The following is a 20,938-nucleotide window of genomic DNA, read 5'->3' on the forward strand; positions in this document are numbered from 1 at the left end:
TTGTGCGACGGATTCGTGAAGCAATTCACTAATCCGTCGCGCGAGAAATCGATCGTGTCCTGTCGGCATCAATGCCTCTGAGGCATTACTCCATTCGAGTCCTGTGATCTGTCGTCGATCATTTGCTGAACGGCATGTGCGGACCGATTCCGTTTACCGCGCACTGTTTTGATCAGGTGCGGGTACCTAGAATCCGTCCACATCTTGAGCTCAGCCCAAGCGTCAAGGAGGACGAATGGCGGGGCTTTCTACCCCTCATCAGTTGGATCACTCCACTACCTTCGCAGCCGCGGTGCTGACCGACGACAACCGTGTCATCGTGGCGGTCATCGCGGTCGTCGCGCTGGCCGCTCTCGCGGTCGCGGGCATTCTGGTGCGCCAGGTGCTGGCAGCGGGCGAGGGCACCGACAGCATGAAGAAGATCGCCGCGGCGGTCCAGGAAGGCGCGAACGCCTATCTGGCCCGGCAGTTGCGCACGCTCGGCGTATTCGCCGTCGTCGTGTTCTTCCTGCTCATGCTGCTGCCCGCGGACGACTGGAATCAGCGGGCCGGCCGATCGGTGTTCTTCTTGATCGGCGCGGCGTTCTCGGCCACCACTGGCTATATCGGCATGTGGCTCGCGGTGCGCAGCAATGTGCGCGTCGCCGCGGCGGCACGGGAAGCGACTCCGGCGGAAGGCGAGCCGGAAAAGGATCTCACCACCGTCTCGCACAAAGCCATGAAGATCGCTTTTCGCACGGGCGGCGTCGTCGGCATGTTCACGGTGGGGCTCGGTCTGCTGGGCGCCTCCTGCGTGGTGCTGGTGTACGCGGCCGACGCGCCGAAGGTGCTCGAAGGCTTCGGCCTCGGGGCCGCGCTGATCGCCATGTTCATGCGTGTCGGCGGCGGCATCTTCACCAAGGCCGCCGACGTCGGCGCCGACCTGGTCGGCAAGGTCGAGCAGGGCATTCCGGAGGACGACCCCCGCAATGCCGCGACCATCGCCGACAACGTGGGCGACAACGTCGGCGACTGCGCGGGCATGGCGGCCGACCTCTTCGAGTCGTACGCCGTGACCCTGGTCGCCGCGCTGATCCTCGGCAAGGCCGCCTTCGGCGACTCGGGGCTCGCCTTCCCGCTGATCGTGCCCGCCATCGGCGTGCTCACCGCGATGATCGGCATCTTCGCGGTCGCCCCGCGGCGCGCCGACCGCAGCGGCATGTCCGCGATCAACCGCGGTTTCTTCATCTCCGCGGTGATCTCGCTGGTGCTGGTGGCGGTGGCCGTCTTCATCTATCTCCCGTCCAAGTACTCCGACCTCGACGGCGTCACCGACGCGGCGATCAAGGCCAAGGACGGCGACCCGCGGATCCTCGCGGTCGTCGCGGTGGCCATCGGCATCCTGCTGGCCGCCGTGATCCAGCAGCTGACCGGCTACTTCACCGAGACGACCCGTCGTCCGGTGCGGGACATCGGCAAGAGCTCGCTCACCGGCGCGGCCACCGTCGTCCTCGCCGGCATCTCGGTCGGCCTCGAATCGGCCGTCTACACCGCCCTGCTGATCGGCCTCGGCGTCTACGGGGCCTTCCTGCTCGGCGGCACGTCGATCATGCTGGCGCTGTTCGCGGTGGCGCTGGCCGGCACCGGCCTGCTCACCACGGTCGGTGTGATCGTCGCCATGGACACCTTCGGGCCGGTCTCCGACAACGCGCAGGGCATCGCCGAGATGTCCGGCGACGTCCAGGGCGCGGGCGCGCAGGTGCTCACCAACCTGGACGCCGTCGGCAACACCACCAAGGCCATCACCAAGGGCATCGCCATCGCCACCGCCGTCCTCGCGGCGTCGGCGCTCTTCGGCTCGTACCGGGACGCGATCACCACCGGGGCGCAGGACGTCGGCGAGAAGCTCTCCGGATCCGGCGCGCCGCTGAACCTGATGATGGACATCTCGCAGCCCAACAACCTCGTCGGCCTCATCGCGGGCGCGGCGGTCGTCTTCCTCTTCTCGGGGCTGGCGATCAACGCGGTGTCGCGGTCGGCGGGCTCCGTGGTGTTCGAGGTGCGGCGGCAGTTCCGTGAGCACCCCGGGATCATGGACTACAGCGAGAAACCGGAGTACGGCAAGGTCGTCGACATCTGCACCAGGGACGCCCTGCGGGAGCTGGCCACACCGGGTCTGCTGGCCGTCATGGCGCCGATCTTCGTCGGGTTCACGCTCGGCGTCGGCGCGCTCGGCGCGTACCTGGCGGGCGCGATCGGCGCGGGCACGCTGATGGCGGTGTTCCTCGCCAACTCCGGTGGCGCCTGGGACAACGCCAAGAAGCTGGTCGAGGACGGGCACTACGGCGGCAAGGGCAGCGAGGCCCACGCCGCCACCGTGATCGGCGACACGGTCGGCGACCCCTTCAAGGACACCGCCGGTCCCGCGATCAACCCGCTGCTGAAGGTGATGAACCTGGTGTCGCTGCTGATCGCGCCCGCGGTCATCAACTTCAGCTACGGCGCGGACAAGAACATCGGCATGCGGATCCTGATCGCGGTCCTCGCACTGCTGGTCATCGTCGGCGCGGTGTACGCCTCCAAGCGGCGCGGCATCGCCGTGGGCGACGAGGACGACGCCGAGAAGATGTCCAAGCCGGCCGATCCCGCGGTGGTTTCGTAGGCGGCCTCCGGACGCCTGCTCAGGCGCCTGCTCGGACTCTGCTCAGGCTCTGCTCAGGCGTCTGCTCAAGGGGCGGGCGGACGGCGCGTGTTGACGCGTCGCCCGCCCGCCCCGTTCGTGCGCGTGTGCCCGTCGTGAGCCTTCTCTCGCCTGGTGTAAATGGTTCTATCAGCGGTCATAACGGATGCCCGTTCTGCGGTTGCCGTCCGTCCGGCGTGTATGTTCCGGGGCCGAGAGCCATGGAAGGGACCAATCCGGTGAACAAGAAGCTCGCGGCCGCGCTGTCCGGCGGTGCGGTACTGGTACTGGCGCTGTCGGGATGCAGCAGCGACGACGGCAACGAGAAGCTGGATGCCTGGGCCAAGCAGGTCTGCGACGCCGTACAGCCGCAGGCCAAGAAGATCGAGGCCGCCAACGCCGCGATCCAGAAGGAGACCTCGGACAACAGCACGCCCGCCCAGGTCCAGAAGACCGACGCGCAGGCTTTCCAGGACATGTCCGAGGCCTACAAGGCGATCGGGGACGCCGTCGAGAAGGCCGGGGCGCCGAACGTCGACAACGGTGAGAAGAAGCAGAAGGACGCCGTCAAGGAGCTCGACGGCATCGCCGCGTCGTACGCCTCCCTCAAGGAGCAGGTCGACGGGCTCGACACCAAGGACCAGGCGAAGTTCGCCGACGGTCTCAAGGACATCGCGACCTCGCTGGACAAGCTGAGCAAGTCCGGCAACGACGCGCTCAAGACCCTGGAGGAGGGCGACGTCGGCCAGGCGATGGCCAAGCAGCCCAGCTGCAAGTCGGCCTCCGCGTCGGCCGCGGCGACGACGGGCTGAACCGGCCGGCCCCGGCGCCGGTCCCGGCCACCGGGGCGGGGCGGGGCGGGGCAGGGCAGGGGGCCGGGGCGACGGGCGGTACGCGTGCGCGTGACGGCGCCGGGTGCCCGGGCGTATGTGCGCGCGTGCCGGGCGCCGTCCGCCGTCCGCCGTCCGCACAGGCGTAGGTGCGCTGTCCGTCCGAACGGACACAATGGGGGCGTGAGCAACTCCAGCCTGGCGCACCTGCCCTCCACCGACCGCCTCGACGTCGCAGCCCGGCTGCGGGACGCCCTGCTCGGGGCGTCCTTCACCGCCGACGGGCTCCTCGACCTGCTCGGCGCCCCCGCGTACGCGGCGCTGGCCCGCAGCGAGACCGTGCCCGCCCTCCGGGCCACCCGTGGCGACACGCCGCTGGAGGTGCTCGTACGGCTGTTCCTGCTGCAGCAGCCCGTGCCGTACGCGCACGTGACGGACGTGCTGCCCGCCGCCGAGTGCCTGGAGAGCGGGTGGCTGGTGGCGGCCGGCGCGGACGAGGTCGCGGCGACCGTGGACGTGCGGCCGTACGGCGGGCCCGGCGGCGAGGACTGGTTCATCGTCTCCGACCTCGGCTGCGCCGTCGGCGGCGCGGGCGGCATCGGCCGGCGCGGCGAAGGGGTCGTCCTGGGCGTCGGTGGCGCCTCCACCACCCTCGCCGGCATCACCGTCCGTACGCCCGTCTCCTCCGCCCTCGACATCGGCACCGGCTCCGGCGTCCAGGCGCTGCACGCCGCCCGGCACGCGACGCGCGTGACGGCGACCGACGTCAATCCGCGCGCCCTGCACATCGCCGCGCTCACGCTGGCGCTCTCCGGCGCCCCGGCCGCGGACCTGCGCGAGGGCTCGCTGTTCGAGCCGCTGCGCAGCGACGAGAAGTACGACCTGATCGTGTCGAACCCGCCCTTCGTCATCTCGCCGGGGGCGCGCCTGACGTACCGCGACGGCGGGATGGGCGGGGACGATCTCTGCCGCACCCTCGTCCAGCAGGCGGGCGACCGTCTCAACGAGGGCGGGTTCGCGCAGTTCCTGGCCAACTGGCAGCACGTCGAGGGGGAGGACTGGCAGGACAGGCTCCGCTCCTGGGTCCCGCGCGGCTGCGACGCCTGGATCGTGCAGCGCGAGGTGCAGGACGTGACGCAGTACGCCGAACTGTGGCTGCGGGACGCCGGCGACCACCGCGCCGATCCGGAGGAGTACCAGGCGCGGTACGACGCGTGGCTGGACGAGTTCGAGGCGCGCAAGGTGAAGGCCGTGGGCTTCGGCTGGATCACCCTGCGCAGGACGGAGGCGGCCGTGCCCTCGGTCACCGTGGAGGAGTGGCCGCATTCGATCGAACAGCCGCTCGGCGACACGGTCCGGGCGCACTTCGACCGGCTCGACTACCTCCGGGAGCACGACGACGCGGCGCTGCTCGAAGGGCACTTCCGGCTCGTCACCGAGGTCGTCCAGGAGCAGGTCGGACTGCCCGGCGCCGAGGATCCCGAGCACGTGGTGCTGAGGCAGAACCGCGGCATGCGCCGGGCCACCAAGGTCGACACGATCGGCGCGGGCTTCGCGGGCGTCTGCGACGGGTCGCTGAGCGCCGGCCGCATCCTGGACGCGATCGCCCAACTGCTCGGGGAGGACCCGGTGTTGCTGCGCGACCGCACACCGGCCCAGATCCGGCTGTTGGTGGAGCAGGGATTCATCGAGCCGGCCTGACCGGTCGACTCGGACGCGCCTTCCGCCGGGCCTGGAACGCACGCCTGTCCGGGCCGGTGGAAATGCGCCGTGAGAAGGGCGACAACACGACCGGGCCGCACGGTGACGAATTCTCGTCGCCTTGTGAGCGGAGTGAGTCGAGTGAGTGGAGTGAGCGGGGCGAGCAGTGTTACGTCTGTGTCGTGAACGGCCGGATGCCGTGATGCCGGACCCGCACGGCGGCGGCGCCGGCTTTACAAGATCGCCCCCCCCTGATCACCCGCGTGATCTCCGCCAGATCGCCGGACGGCAATACGAAGACGGCCGGAAGACACCCGTACCCGCTTCCGCCGCTTCCGCCGCTTCCGCCGCGGGCCGCACGGCGGCCGCCCGCACGGCCCGGGAGGCCCGTGAATCCGTCGGCTCCGCGTTCACCCGGGGTTCGCCCGCCCGCCGCCCGCGCGTGTCAGTCTCCCGGGGCTGGGACACCCGCCGACAGGAGAAAAGGGGCGCACAGAGCCATGGAGAGCGGACCGGCGATCTTCTCGGGAGTGGTGTTCGCCCTGTTCGGAGGCGCGCTGCTGACGTGGACCGTGACCAGGGCGCGGCATCGCGAACCGGTCGCCCACGGTGTGAACCCCGTCGCATCGGCGGCCGTCGCCGGCGTCGCCGCGGTGCTCGCGCTCGCCCTCGGGACCTGGTGTTTCATACGATCCTGAAAGGGGCCGCAGAGCCGCGGCTCCGATAATTGGGAGCTGTCCCTCCGGATAGGCTCGAAAAGGCCGGTGACCACGCCGGGCGGCAGGAATGACGGAAGTCGGGTTACCGTTCGAGTGGCCGTTGCGGGCTTTTCCCGTTTGACACGGGGGCGGGATGTACCGTCACACTCCGCAGCGTCACCAGTACCCGACCCCGGGACGAAGAGGCCTGGGGAGGCCGCAGCGTCGACCGGAGAGAAGAGCGAAGTTGTCCCCGACCAGCGAGACCGCACAGGGCGGCCGCCGACTCGTCATCGTCGAGTCGCCTGCCAAGGCGAAGACGATCAAGGGCTACCTGGGCCCCGGCTACGTAGTCGAAGCGAGCGTCGGGCACATCCGCGACCTTCCCAACGGCGCCGCGGAGGTGCCGGAGAAGTACACCGGCGAGGTCCGTCGCCTCGGTGTGGACGTCGAGCACGACTTCGAGCCGGTCTATGTCGTCAACGCCGACAAGAGGGCCCAGGTCAAGAAGCTCAAGGACCTGCTGAAGGACTCCGACGAGCTCTTCCTGGCCACGGATGAGGACCGCGAGGGCGAGGCCATCGCATGGCACCTCCTGGAGGTGCTGAAGCCCAAGGTCCCGGTCAAGCGGATGGTGTTCCACGAGATCACCAAGGACGCGATCCGCGCGGCCGTCGCCAACCCGCGCGACCTCAACCAGCGCATGGTCGACGCCCAGGAGACCCGCCGCATCCTCGACCGCCTCTACGGCTACGAGGTCTCGCCGGTGCTCTGGAAGAAGGTCATGCCGCGCCTGTCGGCCGGCCGCGTCCAGTCCGTCGCCACCCGGCTCGTCGTGGAGCGGGAGCGGGAGCGCATCGCGTTCCGTTCCGCCGAGTACTGGGACCTGACCGGCACCTTCTCCCCCACCTCCGACTTCGCTCCGGCGGGGGGACCCCCATCCGGCCGCGCCGGAGACCCGTCGGACCCGTCGTCGCTGGTCGCCCGCCTGCAGACGGTCGACGGCAGGCGTGTCGCGCAGGGCCGCGACTTCGACTCGCTGGGGCAGCTCAAGAGCGCGAACACCCTCCACCTCGACGAGGCGAACGCCCGCGCCCTCGCCGCCGCGCTGGAACAGACCCGGTTCTCCGTCCGGTCCGTCGAGTCCAAGCCGTACCGCCGCTCGCCGTACGCCCCGTTCCGTACGACGACGCTGCAGCAGGAGGCCAGCCGCAAGCTCGGCTTCGGCGCCAAGGCGACGATGCAGATCGCGCAGAAGCTGTACGAGAACGGCTTCATCACGTACATGCGTACGGACTCCACGACGCTGAGCGACACGGCGATCGCCGCCGCCCGCGCCCAGGTCACGCAGCTGTACGGCGCCGACTACCTGCCCTCGGCGCCGCGCACGTACGCCGGGAAGGTCAAGAACGCGCAGGAGGCGCACGAGGCGATCCGGCCTTCGGGTGATCGTTTCCGCACGCCCGCCGAGACCGGCCTGACCGGCGACCAGTTCAGGCTCTACGAGCTGATCTGGAAGCGGACCGTCGCCTCCCAGATGAAGGACGCGACCGGCAACAGCGTGACCGTGAAGATCGGCGGCACCGCCGCCGACGGCCGGGACGTCGAGTTCAGCGCCTCCGGCAAGACGATCACCTTCCACGGCTTCCTCAAGGCCTACGTGGAGGGTGCCGACGACCCGAACGCCGAGCTGGACGACCGCGAGCGCCGGCTGCCGCAGGTCGCCGAGGGCGACGCGCTGTCCGCCGACGAGATCACGGTCGACGGGCACGCCACCAAGCCCCCGGCCCGCTACACCGAGGCCAGCCTGGTCAAGGAGCTCGAGGAGCGCGAGATCGGCCGCCCGTCGACGTACGCGTCGATCATCGGCACGATCCTCGACCGCGGCTACGTGTTCAAGAAGGGCACCGCCCTGGTGCCGTCCTTCCTGTCCTTCGCGGTGGTCAACCTCCTGGAGAAGCACTTCGGGCGGCTCGTCGACTACGACTTCACCGCCAAGATGGAGGACGACCTCGACCGCATCGCCCGCGGTGAGGCGCAGTCCGTGCCGTGGCTGAAGCGGTTCTACTTCGGCGAGGCGGCGTCCGGCAGCGGCTCCGCCGCGGGCACCGGCTCCACCGCCGCCGACGCCGGCAACGGCGACGGGGACCACCTCGGCGGCCTCAAGGAGCTCGTCACCGACCTGGGCGCCATCGACGCGCGCGAGGTGTCGTCGTTCCCGGTGGGCAACGGCATCGTGCTGCGGGTCGGGCGCTACGGCCCGTACATCGAGCGCGGCGAGAAGGACTCCGAGAACCACCAGCGGGCGGACGTGCCCGAGGACCTGGCCCCCGACGAGCTGTCCGTCGACCTCGCCGAGGAACTGCTCGCCAAGCCGAGCGGCGACTTCGAGCTGGGCGCCGACCCGGCGACCGGCCACCAGATCGTCGCCAAGGACGGCCGCTACGGCCCGTACGTCACCGAGGTGCTCCCCGAGGGCACCCCGAAGACCGGCAAGAACGCCGTCAAGCCGCGCACGGCCTCGCTGCTGAAGTCGATGTCCCTGGACACCGTGACGCTCGAGGACGCCCTGCGGCTGATGTCCCTGCCGCGCGTCGTCGGCACCGACGCCGACGGCCAGGAGATCACCGCGCAGAACGGCCGCTACGGTCCCTACCTGAAGAAGGGCACGGACTCGCGCTCGCTGCAGTCCGAGGACCAGATCTTCACGATCACGCTGGAGGAGGCGCAGGCGATCTACGCCCAGCCCAAGCAGCGTGGCCGGGCGGCCGCCAAGCCGCCGCTGAAGGAGCTGGGCGCCGACCCGGTCAGCGGCAAGCCGGTCGTGGTGAAGGACGGCCGCTTCGGTCCGTACGTCACCGACGGGGAGACCAACGCGACCCTGCGCTCCGGCGACAGCGTCGAGGAGATCACCCCGGAGCGCGGTTTCGAGCTGCTGGCCGAGAAGCGCGCCAAGGCGCCCGCCAAGAAGACGGCGAAGAAGGCGGCGGCGAAGAAGGCCGCCCCCGCCAAGAAGACGGCCGCCAAGAAGACCGCGGCGAAGAAGACGACCACCGCGGCGAAGAAGACGGCCGCCAAGACCACCGCGAAGAAGACGGCCACGAAGACGGCCGCGAAGCAGACGACGGCGGCGAACTCCGCGGAGGACTGAGGCGCGGCGGGGTCACCTCCCGTTCACTTCGCGCTCACACGGGCACACCCCGGCATCAGTTTGGTGTCGGGGCGTGCGCGCGTTCGGGCGGACGCCGCAGGCTGTCAGCCGGTCCCGATAGGCTGAACGCATGACGCGAGCCGAGCAGCCAACGGCCCCCCCGCCGGCCCCCGACGACGCCCTGGTCGCGGACTCCCGCGAGCGCGCCGTCCGTGCCCTGCTGCGCCGACCGCAGCTGCGGCGGCTGTGGAGCGCACAGCTCGTGGGCGGTGTCGGCGACACCCTCGCCCTCCTGGTGCTGGTGCTCCTCGCCCTGCAGGCCGCCATCGACGCGGGCTCCTTCGGCGGCGGCTACCGCGGCGTGGCGTTCGCAGTGGCGAGCGTGTTCGCGGTGCGCATCCTGTCGACGCTGCTGTTCGGAGCCGTCCTCCTCGGCCCGCTCACCTCGCTCACCTCCCACGACGGCCCGCTCGACCGGCGCTGGACCATGGTCGGCGCCGACGGCCTGCGGGTCGCGCTGCTCATCGTGGCGCCCCTGTGGATCGACTGGACGCCGGACAACGCGCTCGCCGTCCTCCTGGTCACCGTGTTCGTCGCCGGGATCGCCGAACGTTTCTGGACGGTGTGCAGGGAGAGCGCGTCTCCCGCGCTGCTGCCCGGCCCGCCCCCGGAGGGCGCGTCGATACGGCCGCTGCCGGACCACATGGACGCCCTGCGCCGCCTGTCGCTGCGCACGAACTTCGTGGCGATCCCGCTCGCGGCCGCCGTGCTCGTCGCCGCGGGGCTGCTGAACAACCTGCTGGGCTCCGGCATCGACTGGTTCGACCAGCACCAGGCCGCCCTCGCGTCGTACGTGGCGGCCGGGCTGTTCGCCGCCTCCCTGTCCGTGCTGACCTTCCTGGTCCTGCCCGACACCCGCACCCCCCGCGCGCGTTCCCCGCTCGAGGGACTGCGCCGGCCCAGGGCGGGCGCGGACGTCGACCGGGGCCGTACGGGCGTCCTGCCGCTGCTGGTGCTCGCCTCCGCGGCCGTCGCGGGCGCGATCTCCGCGGCCGTCTCCGTGTGCGTGCTGCACGCCAAGGACCTGGGCGGCGGCCCCGTCACGTACGGGCTGCTGGTGGGCGCGCTGACCGGCGGCGTCGTCGTCGGCATACGCACCGCCCCGGCCGTGCTGCCCACCCTGTCGAGGCGCCGTCTGCTGGCCCTCGTGATCGCCTTCACCGGCGTCGCGCTGCTGGCCGCCGGACTCGTCCCGGACGTCACCACCGTGCTGCTGATCGCCGCGCTGGCCGGCGTCGGCGCGGGCATGGCCGCCAACATCGGGCACACCCTGCTCGACCAGGAGACCGAGGACCAGCGGCGCGCCCGCGTCACCGAGCACCTGCACGCCGTCGTACGGGTCTTCGTGGCGCTCGGCGCGGTCGTCGCACCCGTGGTGGCGGCGGGGATCGGCCCGCACCGTCTGGAGAACGGCAAGTTCGTCTTCGCCCACGGCGGCGCGGCCTTCACCCTGATGCTGGTCGGCGCGCTGCTGCTGCCGGTGGCCGCGCTGGTGCTCGCCAAGGTCGACGACCGCTCCGGCGTCCCCCTGCGGCAGGACCTGCGCGACGCGCTGCTCGGCGGCGACGACCCCGAGACGGTGCCCGCGGCCGGCGGCTTCTTCATCGCCCTGGAGGGCGGCGACGGCGCAGGCAAGTCCACCCAGGCCGAGGCGCTCGCCGAGTGGATCCGGGCCAAGGGGCACGAGGTCGTGCTGACCCGCGAGCCGGGCGCCACGCCCGTGGGCAAGCGGCTGCGGTCGATTCTGCTGGACGTGTCCAGCGCGGGCCTCTCGCACCGCGCGGAGGCGCTGCTGTACGCGGCGGACCGCGCCGAGCACGTCGACACGGTGGTCCGGCCCGCGCTGGAGCGCGGCGCGGTGGTCATCTCAGACCGCTACATCGACTCCTCGGTCGCCTACCAGGGCGCGGGCCGTGACCTGTCCCCGACGGAGATCGCCCGCATCAACCGCTGGGCCACGAACGGCCTCGTGCCCCACCTGACCGTGCTGCTGGACGTCGCGCCGGAGATCGCGCGCGAGCGGTTCACCGAGGCGCCGGACCGGCTGGAGTCGGAGCCGGCCGAGTTCCACGCGCGGGTGCGCTCCGGCTTCCTGACGCTCGCCGCGGCCGACCCCGGGCGGTACCTCGTCGTGGACGCCGGCCAGGACCCCGAAGCCGTCACGACCGTCGTACGGCACCGGCTCGACCGGATGCTGCCGCTGTCCGAGGCGGAGATCCGGGCCCGCGAGGAAGCCCGCCGGAAGGCCGAGGAGGAGGCCCGCCGCAAGGCGGAGGAGGAGGCCGCCCGCAAGGCCGAGGAGGAGCGGCTGGAGCGCGAGCGCCAGGAGCAGCTCGCGAAGCTGCGCGCCGAGGAGGAGGAGCGCAAGCGGCGCGAACTGGAGGAGGCGCAGCGGCGCGAGGCCGAGCGGCAGGCGGAGGAGGCCCGGCAGCGGGCCGAGGAGGCGCGCCGGAAGGCCGAGGAGGAACGGCAGCGGCTGCTCGCCGAGGAGAAGGCCCGGGCCGAGGCGGAGGCCCGCCGCAAGGCCGACGAGGAGCGGCGGCGCAGGCAGGCAGAGGAAGAGGCCCGGCTGCGCGCCGAGGCCGAGGCGCGGCGACTGGAGAAGCAGCGGAAGGCGGAGGAGGCCCTGCTGCGCGCCGAGGAGGCCCGCCGGCTCGCCGAGCAGGCCGCGGCCGCCGCGGAGGCGGGCCCCCGGCAGCCGGCGCCGCCGGTCGCTCCGCCGGACGCCTCGACCGTCCCGACCCCGATCGTGACGCCGACGAACGCTTCGGGCGGCCCGCTGGAGGAGACGGCGGTGCTGCGGCCGGTTCCGGCGGAGGACCGCGTCGGCACAGCCGCCGAGGCTTCCCGCGGGCGGTCCGTGGGCGAGTCCGCCGGTGAGTCCGACGCCGAGGTGACGGCGAAGCTGCCGAAGCCGCCGGTGTCCCCGGTGCCGCCGGGCGCGGCGGACGAGACGGCGGTGCTGCCGCCCGTGCGTGACGGGGGAGCGGCGGACCGCGTGCCGCCGGGGTTCTTCCGGGACGAGCCGTCCGCCGGGGCGCGCCCGGACGGGACGGAGGACCGCACGCGGGAGCTGCCTCAGGTCGACGAGCGGGGGACCCCGCGGCGGCGGCCGCGATCGGACTGGGCCGAGGAGACACCCCTGGACGACCTGCCGACGCTGGCGGACGAACTGCTCGGACCGCGCGAGGACGACCACGACGACGACCCGGGCCGCGGCCGGCGCCGGGGACGCTGATCCGTCGGCCCCGCCGGCCCGTCGGCCCCGTCGGTCGGCCGTCGGTCGGCGGGTCCCCGGGGCGCCGTACCGCAGCCGTTGTCAGTGGTGCCCCGCACGTTGTCAGTGGTGCCCCGCACAATGGAAGCCGCACCGCGAACCATGACGAAAGGGCGGGGTGAGCGATGACCGTCTGGGACGACCTCGTGGGCCAAGAGAAGGTGGCCGAGCAGCTCGACGCGGCTGCCCGGGACGCCGACGCGCTGGTCACCGCGGTCGCCGCGGACACGCCGCTGCCGGAGGCGTCGAAGATGACGCACGCCTGGCTGTTCACGGGACCGCCCGGCGCGGGACGGAACCAGACGGCGCGGGCGTTCGCCGCCGCCCTGCAGTGCGTGTCCCCGGACCGGGCGCTCGGCGGCTCCCCCGGCTGCGGCTTCTGCGACGGCTGCCACACCGCCCTCGTCGGCACGCACGCCGACGTCACCACCGTCGCCGCGGTCGGCGCGCAGATCCTCGCCGACGACATGCGGGACACCGTCCGTAAATCGTTCACCTCACCGGCGAACGGCCGCTGGCAGGTGATCCTCGTCGAGGACGCCGAGCGGCTGAACGAGAAGTCGGCCAACGCCGTCCTGAAGGCGGTGGAGGAGCCCGCCCCCCGCACGGTCTGGCTGCTGTGCGCACCCTCCGTCGAGGACGTCCTGCCCACCATCCGCTCCCGCTGCCGCCACCTCAACCTGCGCACGCCCTCGGTGGACGCCGTCGCCGACATGCTCGTACGGCGTGAGGGCATCGAACCCGACGTCGCCGCCGCGGCGGCCCGCGCCACCCAGGGCCACGTCGACCGGGCCCGCCGCCTCGCCGCCGACCCGGCCGCCCGCGAGCGCCGCGCCGCCGTGCTGAAGCTCCCGCTCCGTCTCGACGAGGTCGGCGCCTGCCTGAAGGCCGCCCAGGAGCTCGTCGACGCGGCCGCGGAGGACGCCCGTCAGCTCGCCGAGGAGATGGACGGCAAGGAGACCGAGGAACTGAAGGCGGCGCTGGGCGCGGTCCAGGGCGGCCGGATGCCGCGCGGCACGGCGGGCGTGATGAAGGAACTGGAGGACAAGCAGAAGCGGCGCCGGACGCGGACGCAGCGCGACAGCCTCGACGTCGCCCTGACCGACCTCACCGCCTTCTACCGCGACGTGCTCGCCCTCCAGCTCGGCTCCCGGGTGGCGATCGCCAACGCGGACGCGGAGGACGCCCTCGAACGCCTCGCCCGTTCCAGCTCCCCCGAGTCGACCCTGCGCCGCATAGAGGCGATCGCCGCCTGCCGCGAGGCCCTCGACCGCAACGTGGCGCCGCTGCTCGCGGTGGAGGCGATGACGATGGCGCTCAGAGCGGGCTGACCACCGGGGCCGGGGATCAACAGGAGGTTGACCATGTAACTCGTACGAGCCATAGCGTGTACGGAGAGGATTCATCTGGTAGCCCAGGGTTACGCTCGCCTGATGCACCTCTGGCGAACCCCCCGCCCGGCCACCTCGTCCGCAAGGCCCCCGGCCCGCATCGGCGCCGCCCTCCTCACGGCGGCCCTGCTGCTCGTCCCCGCCTGCTCCTCCCGAGGCCCGGCGGCCTCGGTCGGCAGCCCGGCGGAGGCCGCGCTGGCGGCACTGCCCCAGTCCGTCCCGCGCGCCCTCGCGCCGTACTACGGGCAGAAACTGCAATGGCGCGACTGCGGCGTCCCCGGTTTCCAGTGCGCCACGATGAAGGCGCCGCTGGACTACGCCAAGCCCGACGAGGGGGACGTGCGGCTCGCGGTCGCCCGCAAGCGGGCCACCGGCAAGGGCAGGCCGCTCGGGTCGCTGCTGGTCAACCCGGGCGGGCCGGGCGGCTCGGCGATCGGCTACCTGCAGCAGTACGCCGCCGTCGGCTATCCCGCCGAGGTCCGCGCCCGCTACGACATGGTCGCGGTGGACCCGCGGGGCGTCGCCCGCAGCGAGCCCGTGACCTGCCTCGACGGGCGGCAGATGGACGCCTACGCGCAGACCGACACCACACCCGACGACCGCTCGGAGACCGGTGCTCTCGTCGACGCGTACCGGAAGTTCGCGGAAGGCTGCGGCGCGCACTCGCCGCGGCTGCTGCGGCACGTCTCCACCGTCGAGGCGGCACGGGACATGGACCTGCTGCGGGCCGCGCTGGGTGACGCGAAGCTGACGTACGTGGGCGCGTCGTACGGCACGCTGCTGGGGGCGACGTACGCCGGGCTGTTCCCGAAGCGGGCGGGCCGGCTGGTGCTGGACGGCGCGATGGACCCGTCGCTGCCGGCGCGGCGCCTGAACCTCGACCAGACGGCGGGCTTCGAGACGGCGTTCACATCCTTCGCGAAGGACTGCGTACGGCACCGGGACTGCCCGCTCGGCAAGAAGGCCTCCGACGTCGGCCCGCACCTCAGTGCCTTCTTCCGGAAGCTGGACGCGCACCCGATCCCCACCGGCGACATCGACGGGCGCAAGCTCGGCGAGGCCCTCGCCACCACCGGCGTGATCGCGGCGATGTACGACCAGGGCGCCTGGGAGCAACTGCGCGCGGCGCTGGCGTCGGCGATGAAGTCCCACGACGGCGCGGGCCTGCTCGCCCTGTCCGACAGTTACTACGAACGCGAGGCCGGCGGCCACTACTCGAACCTGATGTCCGCCAACGCCGCCGTGAACTGCCTGGACCTCCCGGCCGCCTTCGCCACCCCCGACCAGGTGCGCAAGGACCTCCCCGCCTTCGAGAAGGCGTCCCCGGTCTTCGGCGAGACCCTCGCCTGGGCGTCCCTGAGCTGCGCGTACTGGCCGGTCAGGCCCACCGGTGAGCCCCACCGCATCGAGGCGCGGGGCGCGTCGCCGATCGTCGTGGTCGGCACTACCCGCGACCCGGCGACCCCCTACCGCTGGGCCCGCTCCCTCGCCCGCCAGCTCTCTTCGGCCCGCCTCCTCACCTACGAGGGCGACGGCCACACCGCCTACGGCCGAGGCAGCGCCTGCATCGACTCCGCGATCGACGCCTACCTCCTGCACGGGACACCCCCGGCGGCGGGAAAACGCTGCTCGCGGTCCTGATCGCCGACCCGGCCCGGGTGCTCCGGGGGCTGGTACGGAGCACCCCGGAAACTGTGTAGACTTACCGACGTTGCTGATCGCACCATAGTGCGACAGCGCGCCGCCTTAGCTCAGATGGCCAGAGCAACGCACTCGTAATGCGTAGGTCTCGGGTTCGAATCCCGAAGGCGGCTCCATAAGAGCCAGGCCAGACCTAGTCTGACCTGGTCTTTTCTTATTCCCTTGATTGATTCGCGGTCTATACCACTGTCCCGTGAGGCCCCTGCGGGGGCTGAATGGGTCCAAGGTGGGGCCGGGGAGCCTTACGCATTTGTAATGCGTGGGTCGTGGTTTCGAGCCCTGAGAGCGCATCAGAGGACCCCGGCCTAACCGACCGGGGTCCTCTGGTGTTGGGGGCGCTGGGTCAGTGACTGCCGGCGAGTTCGCCGGTGAGCTTGCCGTGGAGGTCGGCGCTGGGGTCGTTGAGGCCGGTGATCTCGACGGTCTTGCCGCGCTGGGCGTACTTGGTCTCGATCGCGTCCAGGGCCGCGACGGAGGAGGCGTCCCAGATGTGTGCGGCGGAGAGGTCGATGACGACCTTCTTCGGGTCGCCCGCGTAATCGAACTGGCCGACGAGGTCGTTGGAGGAGGCGAAGAACAGCTCTCCGGTGACGGAGTAGACGACCGTGCTGGCGTCGGGGTCGGTGACGGCGGTGACGTTGGCCAGGTGGGCGACGCGCTTGGCGAAGATGACCATGGCGGTGATGCTGCCGACGACGACGCCGATGGCGAGGTTGGAGGTGGAGACCACGACGATCACGGTGACGGCCATGACAGTGATCTCACCGGCGGGCATTCTCTTCAGTGTCCTGGGCGCGATGGAGTGCCAGTCGAAGGTGCCGAAGGAGACCATGACCATGACGGCGACCAGGGCGGCCATGGGGATGTCGGAGACGACCGGACCGAAAGCGATGCACAGCACCATGAGGAACGCGCCCGCGAGGAATGTGGACAGGCGGGTGCGGGCGCCGGACACCTTCACGTTGATCATGGTCTGGCCGATCATGGCGCAGCCGCCCATGCCGCCGAAGAAGCCGGTGACGATGTTGGCGATGCCCTGGCCGATGGATTCGCGGGTCTTGGAGGAGTGGGTGTCGGTGATGTCGTCGACCAGCTTGGCGGTCATCAGCGATTCCATCAGGCCGACCAGTGCCATGGCGAGGGCGTAGGGCGCGATGGTGGTGAGGGTGTCCAGGGTGAAGGGCACGTCGGGTAGGCCGGGCACCGGCAGCGAGGAGGGCAGCTTGCCCTTGTCGCCGACGGTGGGCACGGCGATCCCGGCGGCCACGGTGATCACGGTGAGGATGATGATGGACACCAGAGGCGCCGGGATCACCCTGGTGACCTTCGGGAAGAACACCATCAGCGCGAGCCCGCTGATGATCAGCGGGTAGACCGGCCAGGGCACGTCGTGCATCTCCGGCACCTGCGCCATGAAGATCATGATGGCGAGGGCGTTGACGAAGCCGGTCATCACCGCGCGGGGCACGAACCGCATGAGCTTGGCCACGCCGATCGCGCCGAGGATCACCTGGAAGACACCCGCCAGGATGACGGTCGCGACCAGGTAGCCCAGGCCGTGCTCGCGGTTCATGGGCGCGATGACGAGCGCGACCGCGCCGGTGGCGGCGGAGATCATCGCGCGGCGTCCGCCGACGATGGAGATGGTGACGGCCATGGTGAACGAGGCGAACAGGCCGATCGCCGGGTCGACCCCAGCAATGATCGAGAACGAGATCGCCTCGGGAATCAAAGCCAGGGCGACGACCAGGCCGGCCAGGATCTCGGTGCGCCACACCTTCGGGTTGTTCAGCCAGTCAGGGCGCAGGCCGCGCAGACGTGCGGCGGGAGTCACAGCAGCAGAAGACAAGGAGATGCGTACCTGTCGGGCTCGGGCACACCCCATCGCAAGGCCGGGGCATGCGGGAAGGACGCGCGGGCGCCGGGGCGGCCCCGCGCGGATGGCCCGCAGAGCGGACCGGAAGTCGAAGGGGACGCGAGGCGGGAGGGCACGCTATGGGCGGCCGGGCCACTCACGTCCAGAGGCGAAGGGTCACGGCGGGCAGGCGGCGGCGACCAGCGTCATGGGCTCGCGCACGCTCTCTCCTGCAAGAATCGGATCTTCGCCGGGGGCGCCATCGGCCCCGGAACGGCAGCGGAGGACGCACCTGGGTGCCCCTCACAGTCAACAACTCTACCCTAACGTTAGAGTAGAGGTTGGTGGGGTTGCACGGGACGCGGCCGCCATGACGGGAAGGGCCAGGAGCACGGGCGTGGACGACAAGCACATGCAGATCGGCGAGGTCGCCGCGCGGACGGAGCTGTCCCTGCGTACCATCCGGTACTACGAGGAGACCGGCCTGGTCATCCCTTCCGCCCGGTCCCAGGGCGGGTTCCGCCTTTACACCGAGACCGATGTCGCCCGGCTCATGGTCATCCGCCGGATGAAGCCGCTCGGCTTCACCCTGGAGCAGATGCGCGACCTGCTGGACGCCACCGACCGCCTGGACAGCGACGACGCTCTCGACGCCGGCGAGCGCGAGGCCCTCCTGGAGCGCATCCGCACATATCAGCAGGCTGCCGCCGAGCAGGTGGAGAAGCTGCGGGTGCAGCTGGCCCGCGCTGAGGACTTCGCCGCCACCTTGGGCGCCCGTCTGGAGCAGAACACTTCTGCCGCCCGCATCTAGAACCACGGCGTTACCTCATGGCGCTACATGTATGACGCGCTGACCGGGTGGGTGACGCCCAGCGCGGAAGGCGCCCCTGACCGGCCGACGCCGCCCGCGCACTCCGCGAGCGGGCCAGAAATACGCTTGGCGCTCGTTAGAACTCCCCACTCCGTTTAACGGCGGACCGAGTGAGGTGACGAGCGACCCTGGTCGATTTCAGGGCTCTGACCGCAGTTCCGTGAACCCATTCAGAAGGACCGGAAGATCCCCTCGGGATCATCGTGAGCCCATGCCGCAAACTCCTCGAAGCCCAGGTTGCCGATGCTCAGGTTCGCGTGAACCTCGTGGAGTCTTGCGGGGATGGTGCGGAAATGGCGGCCGAACTCGGTCAGCTGTGCGTAGTCCTCGTCGTCCACGCACTCCTCCCGCGTCAGCGTGGTCACCGCCAGCAGCGGGTGGCTCTCGGCCTGCATGGTTGTACGGTCGGCGAGAAAGACGACGGCCAGGTTGTCGTCGCCGCGGACCGCCGTCAGCACCTCGTCAACGGTCGCCCCTGACCAGGCCAGATCGTCGATGAAGTGGACGTCTGCCTCGTACGGCCTGTCTCCCCAAGGCTCCATCAGCGCCGCCGCTACGTCCTGCCACGCCTGGTCGTCGAGGTAGTCGGTTCTGACGACCAGGGCATCGAACTCATCACGGCCGGTGACGGCGGGCAACGGACTCATGGATTCTTCTCCTCGGTGATGATCGGTGAGCCGTGTCCGACTGTCTGACGGGCCGTTTCCGAGGATGCGGGTCCGGAGGAGTTCGAATGAGGCTCGGCCATACATAGCCCTCTTGAGCGTTTTCACCCGGTTCACGTGCCCTTCGACGACTCCAGAGCTCCAGGGCAGAGTCAGCCCGGCGGTCACAGCGTCGAGATCCTGGCGGAGGAAGCCGGCGAAGCCCTTCATGGGCTTCGGTGCATCCTGTTCGGCCTGCCGGATCCACTTCAGCAGGAGGTATCCGCGCTGGTGGCGGACCATGTCGGCGAAGGCGCGGGCGAGGTCGCAGGCCCGGGTGATGTCCGGGCAGGCGAGCCGGACTTAAAGGAGTCGCTCGTCCTGGCTTTCGGTGAGCGTCTCCCGGGGCCGCATGATCCAGGAGGTGATCTTGCGAGGGCTAGGGATGTCGGCGCGGACCGGTTCGGCGGTGCCCGCGCGGAGGGCGGCGAGGTGTTTGCGGACGACCTGGCGGCTGCCGCGGTAGCCGCGGGCCTGGATCTCCAGGAACAGTCGGGTGCCGCTGACCTGGCCTTGGGCTTCGGTGAAGCGGGCGTTGAGGTATGCCCTGAACGGCTCCAGGACGCCGTTGGGGCGGCGGTCGCGGGCGGAGGCCAGTAGTTCGTCGAGGTCGGTGTCGCGGAAGCGGCGCACGGTCTTGCGGTCGAGGTTGAGACGGCGGGCGATGGCGCTGATCGTCCAGCGTTTCTCCAGCAGGCGGTGGATGTCCTCGTAGCGGTGGCGGGTGCGTTCGATGATCTGGGTGCGGGGCAGTTCCACGGGCGGTAACAGCATCGGGGGCGGCTCCGGCACCTCGGTCACCGTCTCTTCCTCGGCACGTTTGCGCAGGCAGTTGCGGTGCTGGTGGCAGGTCTTCTCCACCGCGGCGGACAGATTCTGCAACAGATGCCAGCGATCAGCGACTTCGAGGGCGTCCGGGGCAGCTTCCCTGACCGCCTTGGTGTAGGAGGTCGCCCGGTCCCGGCAGATGATCTCCGCGCCGGGATGGTCCTTGAGCCAGGCGGCGAACGTCTCGGAGGTGCGGTCGGGCAGCACGTCCACGACCCGGCCGGCCTCGACGTCGACCAGGACGGTGCCGTAGGTGCAGCCCTTGCGGAAGGCGAACTCGTCCACCCCCAGCACCCTCGGGGCGCGGTCCGGCACCACCGGCGCTGTCAGCAGCCTGAGCAGACGCGTCCGGCCAGCGGTCAGCCGCAACCGGCGGCACAGCCGTGCGGCAGGGCGGCCGCCGAGCTCGGTCGCGATTGACCGCAGCCAGCCCGCCAGCCCGATGCTGGAACGGCTGTAGCGCGCGGACAGCCCCGGAACCTGCTCGACGAACGTCGTGCGGGAACAGCTCCCGCGATCGCAGAAGTACCGGCGCACGCGCAGCCGGACGATGACGCGGCGCGAGCCCAACGGCCGCTCATCCAGGGAGCGTTGATACGTACTGTGTACGCGGCGGGCCTGCTTGCGGCAGTTCGGGCACCGGCCTGGACTGGCCGTCGACACTGCCTCCACCACCAGGATGCCGGAGGAGTCGCTCACCCCCTCCACCCGTACATTGATCCCGGGAAACAGCACATCCTCAACCGTCTTGTTCGCCACGGCAGGAAGTACGCTGCCGAAACGATCCCGCGTTCCAGCCGCTGACCTGGGGGATTCACGGAACTGCGGACAGAGCCCCGAAAAGGGACAGCGCCGCAGTCGTGCCGCTCACAGGTGCTTGTCGACCAGGTCGATGGCCGACCGGCCACACCCTTCGGCCTGACCCGACCGCGGGGCGGCGCGTTTGCCGGCTTTCTCCCGACCACGGACATGCCCTATTTCTCGCTCGGTGCAACTGAGTCCGCCAGGTACCTCCTCGGGGCATGGACAATCCGAGAAAGCGGCATCAGCTCTCTCGCACCGTCCCATGGCGGAACTGCCCTCTACCGTTAACACCACCGGCTCTGTCGCAAACCGGATAGCGGCTGATCGGCTGTGGTCCCCACAACGGGCTGAACGGCAGACGCCGAGCGGGGCCCGCCGCCTCCCACGGCGGGCCCCGGTGTTCGACCG

The 20,938-nt window shown here is 70.9% G+C and carries 12 protein-coding genes and 1 tRNA gene; 10 read left to right on the forward strand and 3 right to left on the reverse strand.

Annotated elements, in window-relative coordinates; genetic code table 11:
• Window positions 1–235: 235 nt before the first annotated feature.
• From ACZ5GT_RS14305 to ACZ5GT_RS14345, 9 genes are all read left to right on the forward strand, one after another.
• Window positions 236–2,641, forward strand: coding sequence for a sodium-translocating pyrophosphatase (locus tag ACZ5GT_RS14305; RefSeq protein WP_469021206.1), 2,406 nt, complete (start codon window positions 236–238; stop codon window positions 2,639–2,641).
• 239 nt (window positions 2,642–2,880) lie between these two features.
• Complete coding sequence (locus ACZ5GT_RS14310; protein WP_469021209.1) at window positions 2,881–3,471, forward strand: small secreted protein; 591 nt, start codon at window positions 2,881–2,883, stop codon at window positions 3,469–3,471.
• Between the two features lie 201 nt (window positions 3,472–3,672).
• Window positions 3,673–5,190 (forward strand): DUF7059 domain-containing protein, encoded by a 1,518-nt coding sequence (locus ACZ5GT_RS14315; protein WP_469021212.1) that lies wholly within the window; start codon window positions 3,673–3,675, stop codon window positions 5,188–5,190.
• 500 nt (window positions 5,191–5,690) lie between these two features.
• Window positions 5,691–5,888 carry a hypothetical protein gene (locus ACZ5GT_RS14320; protein ID WP_469021215.1) on the forward strand — a complete coding sequence of 66 codons (198 nt, stop codon included), beginning with the start codon at window positions 5,691–5,693 and terminating at the stop codon, window positions 5,886–5,888.
• A 247-nt stretch (window positions 5,889–6,135) separates the two neighbouring features.
• Window positions 6,136–9,039 (forward strand): type I DNA topoisomerase, encoded by a 2,904-nt coding sequence (gene topA, locus ACZ5GT_RS14325; protein ID WP_469021219.1) that lies wholly within the window; start codon window positions 6,136–6,138, stop codon window positions 9,037–9,039.
• Window positions 9,040–9,169: 130 nt separating this feature from the next.
• Entirely contained in the window at window positions 9,170–12,337 is a 3,168-nt protein-coding gene (tmk, locus tag ACZ5GT_RS14330) for a dTMP kinase (RefSeq protein WP_469021223.1), read from the forward strand.
• Window positions 12,338–12,501: 164 nt separating this feature from the next.
• Entirely contained in the window at window positions 12,502–13,707 is a 1,206-nt protein-coding gene (locus tag ACZ5GT_RS14335) for a DNA polymerase III subunit delta' (protein ID WP_469021226.1), read from the forward strand.
• 102 nt (window positions 13,708–13,809) lie between these two features.
• Window positions 13,810–15,408, forward strand: a complete 1,599-nt coding sequence (locus ACZ5GT_RS14340; protein WP_469021229.1) for an alpha/beta hydrolase — start codon at window positions 13,810–13,812, stop codon at window positions 15,406–15,408.
• A gap of 99 nt (window positions 15,409–15,507) precedes the next feature.
• Window positions 15,508–15,584, forward strand: a tRNA-Thr gene (locus ACZ5GT_RS14345).
• Between the two features lie 227 nt (window positions 15,585–15,811).
• Here the strand turns inward: ACZ5GT_RS14345 and ACZ5GT_RS14350 are convergent.
• The gene (locus ACZ5GT_RS14350) at window positions 15,812–17,317 is read right to left on the reverse strand and encodes a SulP family inorganic anion transporter (RefSeq protein WP_351892124.1); all 1,506 of its coding nucleotides are present in this window, start codon (window positions 17,315–17,317) and stop codon (window positions 15,812–15,814) included.
• Window positions 17,318–17,720: 403 nt separating this feature from the next.
• Between ACZ5GT_RS14350 and ACZ5GT_RS14355 the strand changes: the two genes are divergently transcribed.
• Complete coding sequence (locus ACZ5GT_RS14355; RefSeq protein ID WP_469021235.1) at window positions 17,721–18,134, forward strand: MerR family transcriptional regulator; 414 nt, start codon at window positions 17,721–17,723, stop codon at window positions 18,132–18,134.
• 230 nt (window positions 18,135–18,364) lie between these two features.
• On the opposite strand, the gene ACZ5GT_RS14360 is transcribed toward ACZ5GT_RS14355, so the two are convergent.
• Both ACZ5GT_RS14360 and ACZ5GT_RS14365 read right to left on the reverse strand, forming a co-directional pair.
• Entirely contained in the window at window positions 18,365–19,180 is an 816-nt protein-coding gene (locus tag ACZ5GT_RS14360) for a DUF6924 domain-containing protein (protein ID WP_469021436.1), read from the reverse strand.
• A 21-nt stretch (window positions 19,181–19,201) separates the two neighbouring features.
• Complete coding sequence (locus tag ACZ5GT_RS14365) at window positions 19,202–20,425, reverse strand: ISL3 family transposase (RefSeq protein WP_469021239.1); 1,224 nt, start codon at window positions 20,423–20,425, stop codon at window positions 19,202–19,204.
• Window positions 20,426–20,938 lie beyond the last annotated feature (513 nt).

It is taken from the genome of Streptomyces sp. NPDC031340, from assembly GCF_055569945.1.